The organism is Streptomyces sp. IMTB 2501 (genome assembly GCF_001953885.1).
In the GTDB taxonomy this organism is placed as follows: Bacteria; Actinomycetota; Actinomycetes; order Streptomycetales; family Streptomycetaceae; genus Streptomyces.
In genome coordinates this window covers 1-20,820 of the sequence record NZ_MQUS01000036.1, presented here as the reverse complement: position 1 = coordinate 20,820, position 20,820 = coordinate 1, and the positions used below count along the sequence as shown (strand labels likewise).

14 protein-coding genes and 1 tRNA gene are annotated in these 20,820 nt (G+C 69.7%); 3 read left to right on the top strand and 12 right to left on the bottom strand.

Annotated elements, in window-relative coordinates:
• Window positions 1-42: 42 nt before the first annotated feature.
• Window positions 43-888, top strand: coding sequence for an Fpg/Nei family DNA glycosylase (locus AV521_RS39355; protein WP_076095839.1), 846 nt, complete (start codon window positions 43-45; stop codon window positions 886-888).
• A 93-nt stretch (window positions 889-981) separates the two neighbouring features.
• The gene (locus tag AV521_RS39350) at window positions 982-1,746 is read left to right on the top strand and encodes an SDR family NAD(P)-dependent oxidoreductase (RefSeq protein WP_076095837.1); all 765 of its coding nucleotides are present in this window, start codon (window positions 982-984) and stop codon (window positions 1,744-1,746) included.
• Here AV521_RS39350 and AV521_RS39345 read toward each other — a convergent pair.
• The 10 genes from AV521_RS39345 to AV521_RS39300 form a co-directional block, all read right to left on the bottom strand.
• Entirely contained in the window at window positions 1,694-1,975 is a 282-nt protein-coding gene (locus AV521_RS39345; RefSeq protein ID WP_076095835.1) for a hypothetical protein, read from the bottom strand. The two genes, AV521_RS39350 and AV521_RS39345, sit on opposite strands and share 53 nt — an antisense overlap.
• 170 nt (window positions 1,976-2,145) lie before the next feature.
• Window positions 2,146-2,616, bottom strand: a complete 471-nt coding sequence (locus AV521_RS39340; RefSeq protein WP_076095833.1) for a Dps family protein — start codon at window positions 2,614-2,616, stop codon at window positions 2,146-2,148.
• A gap of 197 nt (window positions 2,617-2,813) precedes the next feature.
• Window positions 2,814-3,188 carry a helix-turn-helix domain-containing protein gene (locus AV521_RS39335; protein WP_076095831.1) on the bottom strand — a complete coding sequence of 125 codons (375 nt, stop codon included), beginning with the start codon at window positions 3,186-3,188 and terminating at the stop codon, window positions 2,814-2,816.
• A gap of 109 nt (window positions 3,189-3,297) precedes the next feature.
• Window positions 3,298-3,843, bottom strand: coding sequence for a CinA family protein (locus AV521_RS39330; RefSeq protein WP_076095829.1), 546 nt, complete (start codon window positions 3,841-3,843; stop codon window positions 3,298-3,300).
• Entirely contained in the window at window positions 3,840-4,598 is a 759-nt protein-coding gene (pgsA, locus tag AV521_RS39325; protein WP_076095827.1) for a CDP-diacylglycerol--glycerol-3-phosphate 3-phosphatidyltransferase, read from the bottom strand. The genes AV521_RS39330 and pgsA overlap by 4 nt, the downstream gene beginning before the upstream one ends.
• Window positions 4,595-6,067 carry a 30S ribosomal protein S12 methylthiotransferase RimO gene (gene rimO / locus AV521_RS39320; RefSeq protein WP_076095825.1) on the bottom strand — a complete coding sequence of 491 codons (1,473 nt, stop codon included), beginning with the start codon at window positions 6,065-6,067 and terminating at the stop codon, window positions 4,595-4,597. Before rimO ends, pgsA begins: the two co-directional genes overlap by 4 nt.
• 96 nt (window positions 6,068-6,163) lie before the next feature.
• Window positions 6,164-7,006 carry a helix-turn-helix domain-containing protein gene (locus AV521_RS39315; protein WP_076095823.1) on the bottom strand — a complete coding sequence of 281 codons (843 nt, stop codon included), beginning with the start codon at window positions 7,004-7,006 and terminating at the stop codon, window positions 6,164-6,166.
• A 295-nt stretch (window positions 7,007-7,301) separates the two neighbouring features.
• The gene (locus AV521_RS39310; protein ID WP_179023732.1) at window positions 7,302-10,046 is read right to left on the bottom strand and encodes a DNA translocase FtsK; all 2,745 of its coding nucleotides are present in this window, start codon (window positions 10,044-10,046) and stop codon (window positions 7,302-7,304) included.
• Window positions 10,047-10,170: 124 nt separating this feature from the next.
• Complete coding sequence (locus AV521_RS39305) at window positions 10,171-10,851, bottom strand: two-component system response regulator (protein ID WP_023546293.1); 681 nt, start codon at window positions 10,849-10,851, stop codon at window positions 10,171-10,173.
• A 298-nt stretch (window positions 10,852-11,149) separates the two neighbouring features.
• Entirely contained in the window at window positions 11,150-16,609 is a 5,460-nt protein-coding gene (locus tag AV521_RS39300) for a HAMP domain-containing protein (protein ID WP_107481142.1), read from the bottom strand.
• 409 nt (window positions 16,610-17,018) lie between these two features.
• On the opposite strand from AV521_RS39300, the gene AV521_RS39285 reads away from it, so the two are divergent.
• Window positions 17,019-19,778, top strand: coding sequence for a SpoIIE family protein phosphatase (locus AV521_RS39285; protein ID WP_076095821.1), 2,760 nt, complete (start codon window positions 17,019-17,021; stop codon window positions 19,776-19,778).
• A gap of 61 nt (window positions 19,779-19,839) precedes the next feature.
• Here the strand turns inward: AV521_RS39285 and AV521_RS39280 are convergent.
• Both AV521_RS39280 and AV521_RS39275 read right to left on the bottom strand, forming a co-directional pair.
• Window positions 19,840-19,915, bottom strand: a tRNA-Thr gene (locus AV521_RS39280).
• An 84-nt stretch (window positions 19,916-19,999) separates the two neighbouring features.
• Window positions 20,000-20,662, bottom strand: coding sequence for a DegT/DnrJ/EryC1/StrS family aminotransferase (locus AV521_RS39275; protein WP_076095820.1), 663 nt, complete (start codon window positions 20,660-20,662; stop codon window positions 20,000-20,002).
• Between the last annotated feature and the right edge of the window lie 158 nt (window positions 20,663-20,820).

Here is a 20,820-nt window from a genome sequence, read left to right as displayed (position 1 = left end):
CCGGGGCGTTCCCCGGCCTCCCCCTCATGGCACCCTGGACGCATGCCCGAAGGTGACACGGTCTGGCAGGCCGCGCGGCGGCTGCATGAGGCCCTCGCGGGCAAGGCGCTGACCCGCAGCGACTTCCGGGTGCCGAAGTACGCGACGGTCGACCTCACGGGCCGTACGGTGCTCAGCACGATCCCGCGCGGCAAACACCTGCTCACCCGGTTCGAGGGCGGCCTGACCCTGCACACCCATCTGCGGATGGAGGGCGCGTGGAAGGTGTACGGCACCGGCGAGCGCTGGCGCGGCGGCCCGGCGCATCAGATCCGGGCCGTCCTCGGAACCGTCGACCGCACGGCCGTGGGCTATCGCCTGCAGGTCCTGGAGCTGCTGCGCACGAGCGAGGAGGAGCGGGTCGTCGGCCATCTCGGCCCTGATCTGCTCGGCCCGGACTGGGACCCCGAGCGCGCCCTCGCCAACATCCTCGCCGATCCCGCCCGCCCGCTCGGCGAGGCCCTGCTCGACCAGCGCAATCTGGCCGGCATCGGCAACGTCTACAAGAGCGAGCTGTGCTTTCTGCTCGGCGTCACCCCTTGGCTGCCGGTCGGCGCGCTGCCCGCCGACCGCGCCGAGAAACTTCCCGCGCTCGCCAGGAAACTCCTGGAGGCGAACCGCGACCGCCCGGTCCGCCAGACCACCGGCCTGCACCGGCACGACCTGTTCGTCTACGGCCGCGCGCCCCGCCCCTGCCTGCGCTGCCGCACCCCCGTCCGCGTGGCCGACCAGGGCGACGGCTCGCAGGACCGCCCCACCTTCTGGTGCCCCGCCTGCCAGCCGGGCCCCGCCCCGGCCCCCGGCTCACCGCAGCGTCGGCGCGACCGCTACCCCCGCCGCACACCCTGACGACGCGCGAGGGCACCCCGCCTCCAGGGTGACCAGCAATCCGCACCATCGCACTAATTGACGTTCCGTCAGAAACGCTCGTACCGTCGCTTCATGCCCCTCACGGCGTACGACCTCACCGGACGCACCGCGTTCGTCACCGGAGCCGCCGGCGGCATCGGCCGGGCCTCGGCCGTCCTGCTCGCCGAGGCGGGCGCCACCGTGCACTGCGCCGACCGGGACGCGGACGGTCTGCACGGCACGGCGGAACTGATCGAGAAACGCGGTGGCACGGCGCGTACCCATGCCCTGGACGTCACCGACCGGACGGCGCTGGCCGAGGCGGTCCGATCCTGCGAGCGCCTGCACGTGATGGCGGCGATCGCCGGGATCATGCACAGCAGCCCCGTGCTGGAGACCCGCGACGAGGATCTCGACCGGGTACTGAACGTCAACTTCAAGGGCGTGCTCCACGCCTGCCAGGAGGCGGCCCGGCTGATGCTGGCCCAGGACACCCGGGGCAGCATCGTCACCATGGCCTCCGGCGCGGTCGACACCGGCGGCCCCGGGCTGCTCTGCTACGGCGCGGCCAAGGCGGCCGTGGTCCAGCTGACCAAGACGCTGGCCACCGAGGTCGGCCGGCACGGCATCCGGGTCAACGCGATCGCGCCTGGCTGGATCCGCACCCCGATGACCGAGCGCCACGACCGTGCGGCGCAGGCGCACACCGAGGGCACGATGGCCCGGATGGCGCCACTGGGCCGGGTCGGCGAGGCGGACGACGTCGCGCACGCGGTGCTGTACCTGGCGTCGGACGCGTCGGCGTTCACGACGGGTCAGATACTTCGCCCGAACGGGGGTGTGGCGATGCCCTGGTAGCGTCGTCCCCCGCCCGCCAGGCGGCCACCCAGCGCCCCGTCGGCAACGCCCCGTCCGCCCGCCCCTTGGGCACACAGTGCACCGGCAGCAGGCTCAGCCCCCACCCGCCGGCCGCGACGGCGCCTTCCAGCACGCCCGCGCCCTGCCCGAGGGCGAGCCGCAGCACCGCCCACCACCACACGGCCCCCAGCGCCAGGGCGACCCCGTAGCGCGCTGTCCGCACCACCATGGCCGTCACCTCCAGCGGGACGCTAGATCGCCGATCACGAGCACCGGCAGGGCGCACTGAGGGCACACGGACGCACCACTCCGCTCAGCCCAGCCTCGCGGTCATCAAGCCCGTCCGGGGGCAACACGGGACCACCACCCATCGCGGCGCACCGACCTCGGCCAGAACGCTTACGCGTTCTCCGCCTGGAACATCCAGTGATGCTTCTCCAGATCCGCCGTGATCGAGATGAAGATGTCCTGGGACACCGCGTCCGGCTCCCCCGTCGCCTCCACCCGCTCCCGCATCCGGACGATCACCGCGCCGAGCGCCTCCACCATGATCCTGACGGCGTCCGTGTCCTTGATCCAGCCCGCAGGAGTCGCCTTGATGCCGCTGCTGGAGGCCACCGAGGCAGCACGCCCGTCGGGCGGGACGCCGAGGGCCGAGGCCCGCTCGGCGACGGTGTCGGAGTGGGTGCGCGCGGAGGCGACGACCTCGTCGAGCTGGAGGTGGATGGAGCGGAAGCGGGGCCCGACGACGTTCCAGTGGATCTGCTTGGCGACCAGCGAGAGGTCCACCAGGTCCACGAGGGCACCCTGCAGCGCCTCGGCCACGGTCTTCAGGTCCGCGTCGGCCAGCGGGCTCTTCACGACGTACATCCGATTCCTCCAGTGCTTCGGTGCCGTCACATCCCTCCACCATGACCGCACCGCCCAAGCCCGGCAAACGGACCCATAAGAGACACAAATCACGTGCACGGGCAACACGAAAGCCCCGGCCGGGCTCCCCAGGTCTGCCTGGAGAAGCCCAGCCGGGGCTTCACGCGTATCGGGTCACTGAGCCGCGCACGCGGACGTCACGCGGCGACCACGTCCACCGCCTCGGCGGGCGCCTTGATGGTCACCCGTTCCGGTGGCACACCGGTCACCGACACCGAACCCAGCATCGGACGGACCGACGTGGGCACGGACTCGGTGGCCCTGGCGGACTGGGCCAGTTCGGCGAGCGCCAGCTCGTCGCTCACTTCCCGCATGAGTTCCGACATCCGTACGTCCAGCGCGTCGCAGATGGCGGAGAGCAGCTCGGAGGAAGCCTCCTTCTGCCCCCGCTCCACCTCGGAGAGATAGCCGAGTGAGACTCGGGCGGACGAGGAGACTTCGCGCAGAGTACGGCCCTGGCGTTGGCGCTGCCGACGCAGCACGTCACCCAGCAGGCGACGGAGCAGAATCATCGGTGGCTCCCTCCTCGGACCGCGTAGCCGCATCCTTCTCGCCCCACCGTACCGCCTCGCGCCGCGGCCGTGCGGGGAGCGATGTCGTGTTCACTCAGGGCTGCAAACATCAAAACCCCCCGTTCCGTTCCGTATCCTGTGCCCGCTCGTTCCCGGTGTGTTCGCCCGCAAGCTGCTCCAGGAGCAGTGCGAGCACGCTCCGTACACTCTCCATACGGATTTCCGCACGGCCGCCGTTCAACCGCAGGCTCTCCACTTTTCCGCCACCGGCGCAACCGGGGCGGTCGGTGAACGGCCCGTCGACGGCCACGAACACCGTCCCGACGGGCCGGCCGTCCTGCGGTTCGGGGCCGGCGACTCCGGTGGTCGCGATGCCCCAGTCGGCGCCCAGAGCCTTCCGTACTCCGGCTGCCATCTGGCCCGCGACCTGCGGGTCCACCGCTCCTTGCCGCGCCAGCAGGGTGGCGTCGACGCCCAGCAGCTCATGCTTCAGCTCGGTGGCGTAGGCGGTCACCGAGCCCCGGAACACCTTGGACGCCCCGGGGACCGAGGTGATCTCCGCGGCCACCAGGCCACCGGTGAGCGACTCGGCGACGGCGAGGCTCTCGCCCCTCACGGTCAGTAGTCGCACCAGTTCGGTGGCCTGCGCACTCACGCTTCCTTCTCCTCCAACGCGGCCGCGCGCTCGGCGATTCCCCGGCGGCGCAGCACAATGGCTTGTCTTACGTAGTCGAGGCCCGTGACGACGGTGAGGACGACCGCCGCGGCCATCACCCAGAACCTCAGAGTGGCCAGCCACCCCGTGAGCGCCAGGACATACATCCCCACCGCCACGCCCTGGGTGAGGGTCTTCAGCTTGCCCCCACGGCTGGCCGGGATCACGCCGTAGCGAATGACCAGAAAACGCAGCAGCGTGATGCCGAGTTCCCGGCCGAGAATCACGGCCGTCACCCACCACGGCAGATCGCCCAGGGCCGAAAGACAGATGAGCGCCGCCCCCATGATCGCCTTGTCGGCGATGGGGTCGGCGATCTTCCCGAAGTCGGTGACCAGGTTGTAGGTGCGCGCCAGATGCCCGTCGAACAGGTCGGTGATCATGGCGACGGCGAAGGCGGCCCAGGCCAGCGAGCGCCAGGCCGGGTCATAGCCGCCGTTCGCCAGCATCAGCGCCACGAAGCCGGGCACCAGGACCAGGCGGAGCATGGTCAGTAGATTGGCCACGTTCCAGACGCTCGCCTGGTTGACGGCCGCGGCCGCGATCTTGGCGCCGCGCGGTGCCCTGCCGCCGCCCTCGGAACCTGAGGCAGAACCGGAGCCCTCGGACTTGACGCCGTCGGCAGCGGCGCCGGAACCCCGGGCGCCGTGCGCGCCGGAGGAGCCACCCGCGGCGGATGCCGGGACTCCCGTCATCTGCCCGCCTCCTCACTACACGCGAGCGAGCCGGTCAGCGGCTCGGCCACCAGGTCGACACCTTCCGTACCGACCACCTTCGCCTCGACCATACGTCCGACCGTGAGGCCCGCGCCGCTCGTGAGCAGCACCTGGCCATCGGTCTCGGGCGCCTGGTGCGCGGCACGGCCGTAGACGCCCTCTTCCGCGTCGACCGACTCGACCAGCACGTGCACCGTTTCTCCGACGCGCTCCTCGGCGCGCTGCGAGACGAGTTCCTCGGCCAGCCGGGACACGCGCGCCAGGCGCTCGGCCACGACGTCCCCGTCCAGCTTGTCGTCGTAGGTCGCCGCCTCCGTGCCCTCCTCGTCGGAGTAGCCGAAGACACCGATGGCGTCCAGGCGGGCGCCGGTCAGGAAGCGCTCCAGCTCGGCCAGGTCCGCCTCGCTCTCGCCGGGGAAGCCGACGATGAAGTTGGAGCGCACGCCGGCCTCGGGGGCCTTGGAGCGGATCGTGTCGAGCAGTTCCAGGAACCGGTCGGTGTCGCCGAAGCGGCGCATGGCGCGCAGCACGTCGGGCGCGGAGTGCTGGAAGGACAGGTCGAAGTACGGGGCGACCTTGGGCGTCGAGGTCAGGACGTCGATGAGTCCCGGGCGCATCTCGGCGGGCTGCAGGTAGCTGACGCGCACCCGCTCGATGCCGTCGACCTCGGACAGTTCCGGCAGCAGGGACTCCAGCAGGCGGATGTCGCCCAGGTCCTTGCCGTAGGAGGTGTTGTTCTCGGAGACCAGCATGATCTCCTTCACGCCCTGCTCGCCCAGCCAGCGGGTCTCGTTCAGCACGTCGCTGGGGCGGCGGGAGATGAAGGAGCCGCGGAAGGACGGGATGGCGCAGAAGGAGCAGCGCCGGTCGCAGCCGGAGGCGAGCTTGACCGAGGCGACCGGGGCGCCGTCCAGGCGGCGGCGCAGGGGTGCGCGCGGGCCGGAGGCGGGCGCGACGCCGTCCGGGAGGTCGGCGGGGCCGTGGCCGGGCAGCGCGACGGCTGCGGCCGACTCCTGTCGCTCGGCCGGGCTGATCGGGAGCAGCTTGCGGCGGTCGCGCGGGGTGTGGGAGGCGTGGATGCCGCCGGACAGGATGGTCTGCAGGCGGTCGGAGATGTCCGCGTAGTCGTCGAAGCCGAGCACGCCGTCGGCCTCGGGCAGTGCCTCGGCCAGCTCCTTGCCGTACCGCTCGGCCATGCAGCCCACCGCCACGACGGCCTGGGTTCTCCCATGGTCCTTGAGATCATTGGCTTCGAGGAGGGCGTCGACGGAGTCCTTCTTCGCGGCCTCCACGAAGCCACACGTGTTCACCACGGCGACATCGGCGTCCGCGGCGTCCTCGACGAGCTGCCAGCCGTCCGCCTCCAAACGGCCTGCGAGCTCCTCCGAGTCCACCTCGTTACGGGCGCAGCCAAGAGTGACGAGTGCGACGGTACGGCGTTCAGGCATGGGCTCAAGACTACTTCGTCCCACTGACAGCCCACGTCGACGGGGTTGGCCGATCTTGTGCCGACCCCGTCACATCCGCGGTCTCAGAGGGACCGGTCAGCCCGCTACCGGGTCACCCTTCGTGTAGGTCAGGCGCTCCACGGCGCCCGGCTGGAAGTTGTTGTCGATCTTCTTGCCGTTGACGTACAGCTCGATCGCGCCGGCGTCGCCGAGGATCAGGTTGATCTTGGAGCTGTCCTGGAAGGTCTTGGACTCGCCCTTCTTCAGCAGCCCGTCGAAGAGCATCCGGCCGTTGTGGTCCTTGGCCGAGATCCAGCTGCGTCCGTTCGGCGCGCTGACCTGGACGGTCACCTTGTCCTGGGGCGCCGCCGCGATGGCGCTGTCGGAGGGCACGGTGCTCGGCGCGGCGGGCTTGTCCTTCTTCGGTGTGGCGGAGGCGGACTTGCTGGCGGCGGGCGTGCTGCCCTCGGCGACCTGCGACTTCGCATCGCTTCCGGAGTCGCCGCCCTTCACCATGGTGAAGCCGACGAACCCGATCACGACGACGATCGCGGCGACCATGGCCGCGGTCCAGTTCGGCCCGCGCCGCTCGGGACGGATTCGCTCGGCCTCGAACAAAGGTGCTGCCGGGGTGGGGGCGGGACGGCCACCGTGCTCGGCGTCGTACTGGGCGATCAGGGGTGCGGGATCGAGGTGGACAGCCTTGGCCAGCGTTCGGATGTGTCCGCGGGCATACACGTCGCCGCCGCACGGACCGAAGTCGTCCACCTCGATGGCGTGCACGATGGCGATACGGACACGAGTGGCACTGCTGACGTCGTCCACGGTGAGCCCGGCCGCGATCCGCGCCTGCTGCAGGGCGCGGCCCACGGGGACACGGGGTTCCTGGGACTCGTCTCGGAACGGACGCTCGTCTTCAGGGGAGTTGCCGATGGACACGGGGGCGCCTTTCGAGCGTGTAGCCACCTGTGCTGGAAGCTCAGTCTAGGGGTGGTACGAAAGGGTGGGGCAACCGGGCGGTGGGACTTTGTACGCCATCGGAATGGCCGGACATGCCGAGGGCTGGACAAGAGGTACCCCAGGATGAGATGCCTTCCTGTTCCTCTCGCTCAACTGGACGTACGGGAAAGGGAAACGGTTGCCCGCCGATCTCTAACGGGTGGATCACGACGATGACGCCACCCGGCGTAACCAGTGTCCGCCGGACGGCCCTTCACCCTGTCCCGTCTTGTTTCTATTCCTCAGACTCCCCGCGAATCAGAGCGAGCACGCCATCCAGCTCATCAGGCTTCACAAGAACGTCACGTGCCTTGGAGCCCTCGCTCGGTCCCACGATGTTGCGGGACTCCATGAGGTCCATGAGCCGCCCGGCCTTGGCGAAGCCGACGCGCAGCTTGCGCTGGAGCATGGAGGTCGACCCGAACTGGGTGGAGACGACCAGCTCGGCCGCCTGGCACAGCAGGTCGAGGTCGTCGCCGATGTCCTCGTCGATCTCCTTCTTCTGCTTGGTGCCGACCGTGACGTCGTCCCGGAAGACGGGCGTCATCTGGTCCTTGCAGTGCTTGACGACGGCCGCGACCTCGGCCTCGGTGACGAACGCGCCCTGCATACGGGTCGGCTTGTTGGCGCCCATCGGCAGGAACAGGCCGTCACCCTTGCCGATCAGCTTCTCGGCGCCGGGCTGGTCGAGAATGACGCGGCTGTCGGCGAGCGAGGAGGTGGCGAAGGCCAGCCGGGAGGGCACGTTGGCCTTGATCAGACCGGTGACCACGTCGACCGAGGGGCGCTGGGTGGCGAGCACCAGGTGGATGCCGGCCGCGCGCGCGAGCTGCGTGATGCGCACGATCGAGTCCTCGACGTCACGCGGGGCGACCATCATCAGGTCGGCCAGCTCGTCCACGATCACCAGCAGATACGGGTACGGCTGCAGCTCCCGCTCGCTGCCCTCCGGCGGCTTGACCTTGCCCTCGCGCACGGCCTGGTTGAAGTCGTCGATGTGCCGGTAGCCGTAGGCCGCGAGGTCGTCGTAGCGCAGGTCCATCTCGCGGACGACCCACTGCAGGGCCTCGGCGGCCCGCTTGGGGTTGGTGATGATCGGCGTGATCAGGTGCGGGATGCCCTCGTACGCGGTCAGTTCGACGCGCTTGGGGTCGACCAGGATCAGCCGGACGTCCTCCGGGGTCGCCCGCATCATGACCGAGGTGATCAGGCAGTTGATGCAGGACGACTTGCCGGAGCCGGTGGCGCCCGCGACCAGCATGTGCGGCATCTTCGCCAGCGAGTGCATCACATACCCGCCCTCGACGTCCTTGCCGAAGGCGACCAGCATCGGGTCGTCGTCCTCGGCGGACTCCGCGAGGCGCAGCACGTCACCGAGGTTGACCATCTCCCGGTCGGTGTTCGGGATCTCGATACCGACCGCGGACTTGCCCGGGATGGGGCTGATGATCCGTACGTCCGGGCTGGCGACGGCGTACGCGATGTTCTTGGTCAGTGCGGTGATCCGCTCGACCTTCACGGCAGGTCCGAGTTCGACCTCGTAGCGGGTGACCGTCGGGCCGCGGGTGAAGCCGGTGACGGCGGCGTCGACCTTGAACTCGGTGAAGACCTGTGTGAGCGAGGCGACGACCGCGTCGTTGGCCTCGCTGCGCGCCTTGCCGGGGCCGCCGCGCGTGAGCAGGTCCAGCGACGGCAGCGAGTAGGTGATGTCCCCGGAGAGCTGGAGCTGCTCCGCGCGCGGGGGCAGGTCGCGGGGCTCCTCGGGGGCCTTCTTGGTCAGGTCGGGGACGGTCCCGGGCTGGAGTTTCTCCTGCTTGGGGCGCGCGGCCGGCACCGGCGACGGCTTGGGAGCCGGCGCGGGGGTGGGCACCGGGGTGGTCTCCTCGCGGTCGCCGATGCTGACGCCCTGGGTGAGGTCGGCGACCAGCGGGGAGGGCGGCATGCCGTGCAGCACCGCGCCGTCGAGCGCCGCGGCGGCGGCCGCCGCGACGTCCACGGCGTCCATATGGCGCTGCGGATCCGGCTGGGGCACCGCGGAGCGCCTGGGGCGGCCGCGGCGCTGCGAGAGGGCCTCCTCCTCGGCGTTGTCGGGGTCGTACGCCTTGGGGGCGGACGAGCGCTTACGGGGGCGCGCGGGCAGCGCCTCGCGCCACTGCTCGTCGTAGCGCTCGTCGTCGTCGGTGTACTCCTCGTACCCCTCCGCGTCGTGGTCGTGCAGCACGCCCAGGCGTACGCCGAGCGCCCGTAGCCGCTGCGGGATGGCGTTGACCGGGGTGGCGGTCACCACGAGCAGGCCGAAGATCGTCAGCAGCGCCAGCAGGGGTACGGCGAGGACCTCGGTCATGGTGTACGTCAGCGGGGTGGCCGCCGCCCAGCCGATGAGGCCGCCGGCGTCCCTTATGGCCTGCATGCCGTCGCTGCGCGCGGGCGAGCCACAGGCGATGTGGACCTGGCCGAGCACGCCGATGACGAGCGCGGACAGGCCGATCACGATCCGGCCGTTGGCCTCCGGCTGCTCCGGGTGCCGGATGAACCGTACGGCGATCACCGCGAGCAGTATCGGGACCAGCAGGTCGAGCCGGCCGAAGGCGCCGGTGACGAGGATCTCCACGAGGCCGCCGACGGGGCCCTTGAGGTTGGCCCAGGTGCCGGCGGCGACGATCAGCGCGATGCCGAACAGCAGCAGCGCGATGCCGTCCTTGCGGTGAGCCGGGTCGAGGTTCTTCGCGCCCTGCCCTATGCCGCGGAAGACGGCGCCGACGGCGTGCGCCAGGCCGAGCCAGAGGGCGCGCACGAGCCGGTACACGCCCCCGGTGGGGCTCGGTGCCGGCTTCGGCGCGGCCTTCTTGGGCGGAGCCTTTTTGGCGGGCGCCTTCCTGGCCGCCGCCTTCTTTGCTGCGGCCTTCTTCGCCGGAGCCTTCGCGGGAGCGGCCGCCTTCTTCGCGGGCTGCTTCTTGGCTGCGGAGGGACGTGAGGCCATGGGTGTGAGGTTACCGGGGGAGACGACAGCGGACACGTGTGCCCACAGCTTCACCCGTTCGTGTCGCCCTTGCAGGAGACCGGAGCTGACGCGCGCTCATGGGCAACCGCCGCCTCGGTGTGGGTCAGTTCTGCGCCGGCACCGAGGAGCCGGCGGGGCCGGCGCCCGGTTCCAGGGCGTCCAGTGCGCGCCGCAACCCGGTGAGCTTGCGCTCCAGATGGGCCGCCGTGGCCACCGCGGCCGCGTCCGCCGAATCGTCGTCCAGCTGCTTGGACAGCGCCTCGGCCTGCTCCTCGACGGCCGCGAGCCGCGCGGACAGCTCGGCGAGCAGCCCGGCGGACTCCTTGCCGCCGACCGCGCCCTTGCCGCCGCCCTCCAACTGCAGTCGCAGCAGCGCCGCCTGCTCGCGCAGCTGGCAGTTCTTCATGTACAGCTCGACGAACACCGAGACCTTCGCGCGCAGCACCCACGGATCGAACGGCTTGGAGATGTAGTCGACCGCACCCGCCGCGTAGCCCCGGAAAGTGTGATGCGGGCCGTGGTTGATCGCCGTGAGGAAGATGATCGGGATGTCCCGGGTCCGCTCGCGCCGCTTGATGTGCGCGGCGGTCTCGAAACCGTCCATGCCCGGCATCTGGACATCCAGCAGGATGACCGCGAAATCGTCCGTGAGCAGTGCCTTGAGTGCTTCCTCCCCGGACGATGCCCGCACCAGCGTCTGATCGAGCGCAGAGAGGATCGCCTCCAGCGCCAACAGATTCTCCGGCCGGTCATCGACCAGGAGGATCTTGGCCTTCTGCACCATGGCCCGCCCTCCTCGCCCCGGCGGTACACCGGGCGCCGCCCCAGGGGACGACTCCCTTTCGCCGCCCGTCCTTGTGCCGGTCATCGTAGCCGTACCCCGCCTGTCGCCACACCCTGTCACCGCGATGTCACTGTGCACGTAGCGGAAACGCGGCGGAGGCCGGGATGGTTCCCGGAATCTGGCATTCCCATACGTGTGCAGCCACCTTAAGTCGTACGTTCGCACTCACCTCAAGTGGGCAACTCCCGACACGTGCCGAGGGTTCCCCGGGTGTTCACGTCATGGTGTGCCGATCTCGTCACTTCCCACCCATCCACTGCTGCATCACGGCCAGCAGATGATCCGGGTCGACCGGCTTGGTCACATAGTCGGAGGCGCCGGACTCGATCGCCTTCTCCCGGTCGCCCTTCATCGCCTTCGCGGTCAGCGCGATGATCGGCAGTCCGGCGAACTGCGGCATCCGGCGAATCGCCGTGGTCGTCGCATACCCGTCCATCTCCGGCATCATGATGTCCATCAGCACGACCGCCACATCGTCGTGCTGCTCCAGCACCTCGATGCCCTCGCGGCCGTTCTCGGCGTACAGCACCGAAAGACCGTGCTGCTCCAGGACGCTGGTCAGCGCGAACACGTTGCGGATGTCGTCGTCGACGATCAGCACCTTCTCGCCGCCGAACCGCACCGCGCGCGCGGACTGCGGCGCGCCCTCCTGCTCGGGCACCCCTGCCCACTGCTCGGACCGCCGCTCGCCCTGCGGCAGACTCCGCCGACGGCGCCGGAAGAGCGCCGCGGGACCGTTCTGCGTCTCCCGGTACGACTTCACCTCGGCCGGCGTCTCGATCTCCGCCGCGGACAGCTCCGAGGACGCCTCCGCCTCCGAGGCCAGCAACTCGCGGGCCTCCAGCTGGGGCACGGACTGCTGGTAGCCCTGCGGCGGCAGTTCGCTCGGGTGCAGTGGCAGGTACAGCGTGAACGTCGAGCCGCGGCCCGGTTCGCTCTGCGCGTGGATCTCGCCGCCGAGCAGCTGCGCGATCTCCCGGGAGATCGACAGGCCGAGGCCGGTGCCGCCGTACTTGCGGCTGGTCGTGCCGTCCGCCTGCTTGAACGCCTCGAAGATCACCCGCATCTTGCTGGCCGCGATCCCGATGCCGGTGTCGGTCACCGAGAACGCGATCAGCGGCGCCTCCGGATCGGTCAGCGAGCCGGCCTCCAGAAGCTGCTCCCGGATGCGCACCGGTACGTCCATGCCGGCCGGCCTGATCACCAGCTCCACCGAGCCGGAGTCGGTGAACTTCACCGCGTTCGACAGCAGGTTGCGCAGCACCTGCAGCAGCCGCTGCTCGTCGGTGTGCAGGGTCGCGGGCAGCTCCGGGGAGACCCGTACGGACAGGTCCAGGCCCTTCTCCGCGGTCAGCGGCCGGAAGGTGGCCTCCACGTAGTCCACGAGCTGGACGAGCGCGATACGCGTGGGCGAGACGTCCATCTTGCCCGCCTCGACCTTCGACAGGTCGAGGATGTCGTTGATCAGCTGGAGCAGATCGGAACCGGCGCCGTGGATGGTCTCGGCGAACTCCACCTGCTTCGGCGAGAGATTGCCCTCGGCGTTGTCGGCGAGCAGCTTGGCGAGGATCAGCAGCGAGTTGAGCGGAGTACGCAGCTCGTGCGACATGTTGGCGAGGAACTCGCTCTTGTAGCGCATCGACACCGCGAGTTGCTCGGCGCGCTCCTCCAGGACCTGCCGGGCCTCCTCGATCTCGGTGTTCTTCACCTCGATGTCGCGGTTCTGCCGGGCCAGCAGCTCGGCCTTCTCCTCCAGTTCGGCGTTGGAGGCCTGCAGCGCCTTCTGCCGGTTCTCCAACTCGGCCGATCGCTCCCGGAGTTGCTCGGTCAGCTCCTGCGACTGCTTCAGCAGCTGCTCGGTCTTGGTGTTGACCGAGATGGTGTTGACGCTCGTCGCGATCATCTCGGCGATCTGGTTGAGGAAGTCTTTCTGGATCTGCGTGAACGGCGTGAAGGAGGCCAGCTCGATCACCCCGAGCACATTGCCCTCGAACAGCACCGGCAGCACGATCACCTGCGCCGGCGGGGCCTCGCCGAGCCCCGAGGAGATCCTCAGATAGCCGCTGGGCGCGTTCTCCACCAGGATCGTGCGCTTCTCCTGGGCGGCCGTGCCGACCAGCGCCTCACCGGGCCGGAACGACGTCGGCATGGAGCCCATCGAGTAGCCGTACGAACCCAGCATCCGCAGCTCGTAGGCCTCGCCGCCGTCACCGGCGTCCTTGCCCTCCATGAGCGGCATCGTCAGGAAGAACGCGCCGTGCTGTGCGGAGACCACCGGGGTCAGCTCGCTCATGATCAGCGAGGCCACGTCCTCCAGGTCGCGGCGGCCCTGCATGAGGCCGGAGATACGGGCCAGGTTGCCCTTGAGCCAGTCCTGCTCCTTGTTGGCGATCGTGGTGTCGCGCAGGTTGGCGATCATCTTGTTGATGTAGTCCTGCAGTTCCTGGATCTCGCCGGACGCGTCGACGTCGATCTTCAGGTTCAGGTCGCCGCGGGTCACCGCGGTCGCCACGCGCGCGATGGCCCGCACCTGCCGGGTCAGGTTCCCGGCCATCTCGTTCACCGACTCGGTCAGGTCCCGCCAGGTGCCGTCGACGTCACGCACGCGTGCCTGGCCGCCGAGTTGTCCCTCGGTGCCCACCTCGCGGGCCACGCGCGTGACCTCCTCGGCGAAGCTGGACAGCTGGTCGACCATCGTGTTGATCGTCGTCTTCAGCTCAAGGATCTCGCCGCGCGCGTCAATGTCGATCTTCTTCGTCAGGTCACCCTTGGCGATGGCCGTGGTGACCATGGCGATGTTGCGCACCTGTCCGGTCAGGTTGGACGCCATCTGGTTCACCGACTCGGTGAGGTCCTTCCAGGTACCGGCCACACCCGGTACGTGCGCCTGACCGCCCAGGATGCCGTCCGTGCCCACCTCACGGGCCACCTTGGTGACCTGGTCGGCGAACGAACTCAGCGTCCTGACCATGGTGTTGATGGTGTCGGCGAGCTGAGCGACCTCACCCCGAGCCTCGATCGTCACCTGCCGCGTCAGGTCACCGTTGGCGACAGCCGCGGACACCTGCGAGATGTTGCGCACCTGCATGGTCAGGTTGTTGGCCATCAGGTTGACGTTGTTGCTCAGGTCCTTCCAGATACCGGTGACGCCCGGCACATGCGCCTGACCGCCCAGGATGCCCTCGGTGCCCACCTCACGGGCCACCCGGGTCACCTGCTCGGCGAAGCTGGACAGTTGATCAACCATCGTGTTGACCGTCGTGACCAGCTCAAGAATCTCGCCCTTGGCGTCAACAGTGATCTTCTTCGACAGGTCGCCCTTGGCCACCCCCGTCGTGACCTCGGCGATGTTGCGCACCTGGATCGTCAGGTTGTTCGCCATGAAGTTCACGGACTGCGTGAGGTCCTTCCAGGTACCGGAGACACCCTGCACCTCGGCCTGACCCCCGAGGATGCCCTCCGTACCCACCTCACGAGCCACACGCGTGACCTCCTGGGCGAACGACGACAGCTGGTCCACCATCGTGTTCAGCGTGTTCTTCAGCTCCAGGATCTCCCCGCGCGCGTCCACGGTGATCTTCTGGGAGAGGTCACCGCGAGCAACGGCGGTGGCGACCTGCGCGATGTTGCGCACCTGGGCCGTGAGGTTGCCGGCCATGCCGTTCACGGAGTCGGTCAGATCCCGCCACACACCGGCCACACCGGGTACCTGCGCCTGACCGCCGAGGCGGCCCTCCGTACCCACGTCACGCGCGACCCGGGTCACCTGGTCGGCGAAGGCGGACAGCTGATCAACCATCGTGTTGATCGTGTTCTTCAGCTCCAGGATCTCGCCGCGCGCGTCGACGTCGATCTTCTGCGACAGGTCACCGCGCGCCACGGCCGTCGTGACCTGCGCGATCTGCCGCACCTGAGACGTCAGGTTGCCGGCCATGAAGTTGACGGAGTCCGTCAGCTCCTTCCACGTGCCCGACACGCCGTCCACCCGGGCCTGACCGCCGAGGCGGCCCTCCGTACCCACGTCCCGGGCCATCCGCGTGACCTGGTCGGCGAAGCTCGACAGCTGGTCCACCATCGTGTTCACGGTGTTCTTCAGCTGGAGCATCTCGCCGGAGACGTCCACGGTGACCTTCTGGGACAGGTCGCCGTTGGCCACCGCCGTCGTCACCTGGGCGATGTTGCGCACCTGACCGGTGAGATTGCGGAACGCGGTGTTGACGGAATCCGTCAGGTCCTTCCACGCACCGGCTGCACCGGGCACCTGCGCCTGACCGCCCAGCTCACCCTCGACACCGATCTCCCGCGCGACCCGCGTCACCTCGGCACCGAACGCCGACAGCTGGTCCACCATCCCGTTGACGGTGTTCTTCAGCTCCAGCATCTCGCCCGCCACGTCGACCGTGACCTTCTGCGACAGATCACCGCTGGCCACAGCGGTCGTCACGGTGGCGATGTCGCGCACCTGCGTGGTCAGGTTCCGGAAGACCGTGTTGACGGAGTCCGTCAGGTCCTTCCACGTACCGGCGGCGCCCGGCACGTTCGCCTGACCGCCCAGGCGCCCCTCCGCGCCGACCTCGTTCGCGACGCGCGTGACCTCGTCCGCGAAGATCCGCAGCGTCTCGGTCATCTGGTTGATCGTCTCGGCGAGCTGCGCCACCTCGCCGCGCGCCGGAACCGTCACCTTCTGCGACAGGTCACCGTTGGCGACAGCTGTCGTGACCTGCGAGATCCCCCGCACCTGTGCGGTCAGGTTGCCCGCCATCGTGTTGACCGAGTCGGTCAGTTCCTTCCACACACCGGCCACACCCGGCACCTGCGCCTGCCCGCCCAGGATGCCCTCGGTGCCCACCTCACGGGCCACCCGGGTCACCTCGACGGAGAAGGACGACAGCTGCTCCACCATCGTGTTGACGGTGTTCTTCAGCTCCAGCATCTCGCCGGCCACATGCACGGTGACCTTGCGTGACAGATCACCGCGCGCGACCGCCGTGGTGACCAGTGCGATGTCTCGCACCTGCGCGGTCAGCCGGTTGGCCATGGTGTTGACGGACTCGGTCAGGTCCTTCCACGAACCGGACATACCGCGCACCCGGGCCTGCCCGCCGAGCTTGCCCTCGGTACCGACCTCGCTGGCCACGCGTGTGACCTCGTCCGTGAACGTCGACAGCTGGTCGACCAGATTGTTGACGGTACGGCCGACCTTCAGGAACTCGCCCCGCAGCGGATGCCCGGTGCCCTCGTCCGGCGCCTGCGTCCGCAGCTCCATGCGCGGCGACAGATCGCCCTCGGCGACGGCGGTCAGTACCCGGCTGACCTCCGACACCGGCCAGACGAGATCGTCGACCAGGGCGTTGGAGGCGTCGATGGCGGACGCCCAGGAGCCCTCGCAGGCTCCCGTCTCCAGCCGCTCCGTGAGTTTTCCCTCACGCCCCACCATGCGCCGTACCCGGGACAGCTCCCCGGTCAGGTGCATGTTCCGGTCGGCCACCTCGTTGAAGACGGCCGCGATCTCCGACATCACGCCGTCCCCGGAGACCGTGAGCCGCTTGCGGAAGTTCCCGTCACGCATCGCGACGAGCGCCGCCAGCAGCCGGTTCAGGGCAGCCGTGTCCACCGCAGTCGTACTGCCGCGCCTGCCCAGGGACGGTCCGCCTTTCGCGCGCGTCTTCGTGCCACGCGTCGCCGCGCCAGACTCCACTGTGTCCCTCCCGGAGGGGTAGACCGTTACTGCTGTGCTCGGCCGCTTCGGCCCGGCCTGCCGGTCATCGGCATACCGGATACCTCCGCGTACCCGTTACTGCTGCGTATTTCTGCCAGACGAGATCCGGCCACACCAGGGGCTGCTGCCCGCCGTACACGGAACACACGCAGCCCGACCCGACCTTCATCAGAAGCTTGCCCAGTGTTTCACCCTGCCCGAACCAGGCCATAACAGTTCGGCAGCTTCGCACATCGTCCGCACACCATGGGGGGTAAACACCGGCGACCGGCATCCGCTCGGACGGCGAAGGTAAGTAACCTTGCATGCGGCTGTCCAGCCGCACCGGTCCGACCGGCTTGGGCGGTGGCACGAGAACGAGCGGGCATCGGAGGGGCGGCCGCAGACCATGACCACCGGAGTCATCCCCGGGGGACAGCCCCCGGAGCCACAGCCGACGGGCGAGCTGATGCCGCAGCAGCGGCGCGAGCCGGTCGGCCAAGCAGCCCTGCACGTCGACAACCGGCCGAGGAGTTCTGTGATCACCGCGCGAGCGGCCGCCACTTTCGAGCCCGTCGGGCGATCGGTCGCGACCGCCCGGTCCTTCGTCCGCGACACCCTCCAGGGATGGGGCTTCGCCGATATCGTCGACGACGCCGTCGTCCTCACCAGCGAACTGGTGACCAACGCGGTCGTGCACGCGGGCACACACGCGGACGTGCTGTGCCTGCGCACCGAGGACGGCGTGCGCATCGAGGTCGCCGACCGCTACCCCGAGCGCGAGGTACCCCTCCAGAACGCTCCCGCCTCGATGGGCAGCCCCGACCGCGAGGGCGGCCGCGGCCTGCAGCTGTGCGCGGCCCTGGCCGCCCGCTGGGGCGTCGACTACACGCCCACCCACAAGAACGTCTGGTTTCAGCTCAACCTCCCCGAGCGCCCGGTCGGCACCCGGACAGCCGGTCCCTCCCTCCCCGCCGACCTGCTTCCGCTGGCCGACGGCCGGGTCCGCGTCGCGGTCCTCCAGGTCGACCGGAAGGGCACCATCACCTCCTGGAACGAGGACGCCCAGGAGCTCTTCGGCTACCCCGCCCCCGAGGTCGTCGGCCGGCCGCTCACCGAACTGGCGGCCTGGCCGCACACCCCGGGCACCAGCACCGGCGTGGCCGAGGCCCTCCGGCTCTCCCGCTGGGAGGGCAGCTACGGCATCCGCGGCGCCGACGGCCGGGTGGCCCCGGTCTACGCCTCCCACCTCAGGGTCCGCGACACCGGCGGCGAACCCTCCACCGTCTGCCTCCTGGTCCGCGACCACGAGCGCGCCGTACTCCAGTCCCCGCCGCGCGTGCCGGCCTCCGACCAGCCCCAGTCCCCTGACGGGCAGAGCACCGACCCCTTCGAGGTCTTCATCGGCTCCCCCGCCCCGGACGACCTCGACGGTCTGCTGCAGCGCACGGTGGAGCGCGCCCGCGACATGCTCGACGGCGACTCCGCGTTCCTGCTGCTGGCCACCGACGACGAGACCGAGCTGGAGGTCCGCGCCTCCACCGGCCTGCCCTCGGCCCGCCAGCGCTTCGCCCGTGTCCCCGTCGAGGCCGGCCCCGGACGCTACGGCTCCGCGCGCATGCCCGCCGTCCACGACGACCTCACCGCCGTACCCGGGGCCGTACCGCTGCTGTCGGGCACCGGCATGCGCTCGGTCGTCACGGTCCCGCTGAAGGTCGAGGGCCGGCTCACCGGCTCCCTCGGCGTCGCGGCCGAGGCACCCGGCCGGTACTCCAACGAGGAGGCGCTGCGCCTGCAGTTCGCCGCCGACCGTATCGCCCTGGCCGTCGAGTCGGCCCGCCTCGGTGAGCTGGAGCGGCTGCGCCGCGGCTCCCTGAGCTTCCTGGTCGAGGCCTCCGACCTGCTCGCCGGCACCCTGGACCGCGACCAGACCCTGGCCCTGATGGCCCAGATGACGGTCCCCACCCTGGCGACCTGGTGCGCCGTCTACACGATCGCCGACCAGGCCTCCGAGCCCTATCTGTCGTACGTCCTGCACGAGGACGAGGAACTGATCGACGGCATCAAGTCGTTGCTGTCGAAGGTCCCGCCGCCGGACCCGGTACCGACCCCCGGCGCCCGCGTGTGGACCATCCCCGGCGAGGTGGCGCACCAGGCAGCCCTGCGCACCTCCATGCGCAGTCTCGGCCTGGCCGGCGGCCCCACGCACCGGGTCACCGCGGGCATCGGCCCGACCCTGGCCACGGCCTCCGCGGTCGGCGGCGAGACGGTCGTCCTGCCGCTCGTCGCCCGCAACCGCGTCATCGGCATGCTCGTCCTCGGCAAGCCCACCGACGAACACTTCCGCCAGGAAATCCTGGAACTGGCCGAGGACCTGTCCCGCCGGGCCGCCCTCGCCCTGGACAACGCCCGCCTCTACTCGGAACGCACGGCCATCAGCCAGGCCCTCCAGCGCAGCCTGCTCCCGCCCGGCACCCCGCACATCGACGGCGTCGAGGTCGAGGTCATCTACCGCGCGGCCGGCGAGGGCAACGAAGTCGGCGGTGACTTCTACGACCTGTTCCCCATCGGCAACGGCGCCTACGGCTTCGCCATCGGCGATGTCTGCGGCACGGGCCCGAACGCGGCCGCGGTCACCGGCCTCGCCCGGCACGCCCTGCGCCTGCTGGCCCGTGAGGGCCTGTCCGGACCGGCGGTCCTGCAGCGTCTGAATTCCGCCATTCTCGACGAGGGCGACCGCAGCCGCTTCCTGACCCTCCTCTACGGCGAGATGCGCCCGCAGGAGGACGGCAGCGCCGAGCTGAAGGTGGTGTGCGCCGGCCACCCGCTCCCGCTGCGCCTGCGCCAGGACGGCACGGTGACACCCGCCGCCGAACCGCAGCCGCTGCTGGGCGTGATCGAGGACCTGGAACTGCACGAGGAGACCGTCACCCTCGACCCCGGTGACGTACTTCTGTGTGTCACGGACGGCGTCACCGAACGCCGCGAGGGCTCCCGCATGTTGGGCGACGACGGCCTCGCCGACGTCCTCACCACCTGCACCGGCCTGACCGCGGGCGCGGTCGCCGCACGCATCATGCGCGCCGTGGAACGCTTCGCCTCGGACGCCCCGTCGGACGACATGGCGATCCTGGCGATGCGCGTCCCGGGCCACCACAAGGAGGCGTGAGACGCGAAGAAGGCGCCGGACACACAAAAGGCCTCACCCGAAAGGGTGAGGCCTTTTGTACTGGAGCCCCCAAACGGAATCGAACCGTTGACCTTCTCCTTACCATGGAGACGCTCTGCCGACTGAGCTATAGGGGCCTGTCGTTTTCGAGGTTTCCCTCGCGGCGACGAAGAAACTGTACCCCGAGCAGGACCGACTTCCCAAATTCGTTCGGGATCCGCTCAGTAGGCGGGCTGCAGCAGTCCCCCGAGCGCATTGCACGCGGAGACGATCCGCTGCATCTCCCGCTTCGTCAGCGAAGCATCCACGGGGAGCGTGAGCGTCTCGTCTGCGGCCAGCTCGGTCTCCGGCAGGGACACACAGCGACGGAATTCCGGCAGCCGGTGCACGGGCGTCTTGACCGGGACCCGGCACTCAACTCCCTTGGCCCGCAAGGCCATCGCGAAGGCGTCCCGGTCCGGCCGGCCGTTCCCCGGCACCCGGACGACATACTGCTGATAGGTGTGCCCGTCCCCGCCGTCCGGCGTGCGCACGCCCTTGAGCTTGGCATCGAGGTACGAGGCCCGCTCGCGACGCTGCGCTATCTCGTCGTACGGCGCCTCGGACTCGCCCTGCTCCAGCACCAGCAGCTCGTGCCGCCGGCCCAGCCCGCGCAACCGCTTGAGGTCGGCCCAACGTCCGAAGCGGTGTACGACAACGACCGCTGCCGTGCGCGGAGTTACGGCCGCCTCGACAGCACCGGGGTCGAGGCAGTAGGTCACCGGGTCTATGTCGGCGAACACCGGGAGCGCACCGGCCAGGGTCACGGCCTCGGCGACTTCGACGTTACCGAAGGCCGGTACGACGACCTCGTCACCGACCCCGACACCGGCGGCCCTGAGCATTGCAGCAGTACCCATGTGCTGGATGCTCGGCGCGCAGGGTGAACGACACGTTAAGGAAAACGTAAAAAGGCCGGACCCCGAACCGAAGTTCAGGATCCGACCTTTTTGGAAAAATTGTTCGGCGGTGTCCTACTCTCCCACAGGGTCCCCCCTGCAGT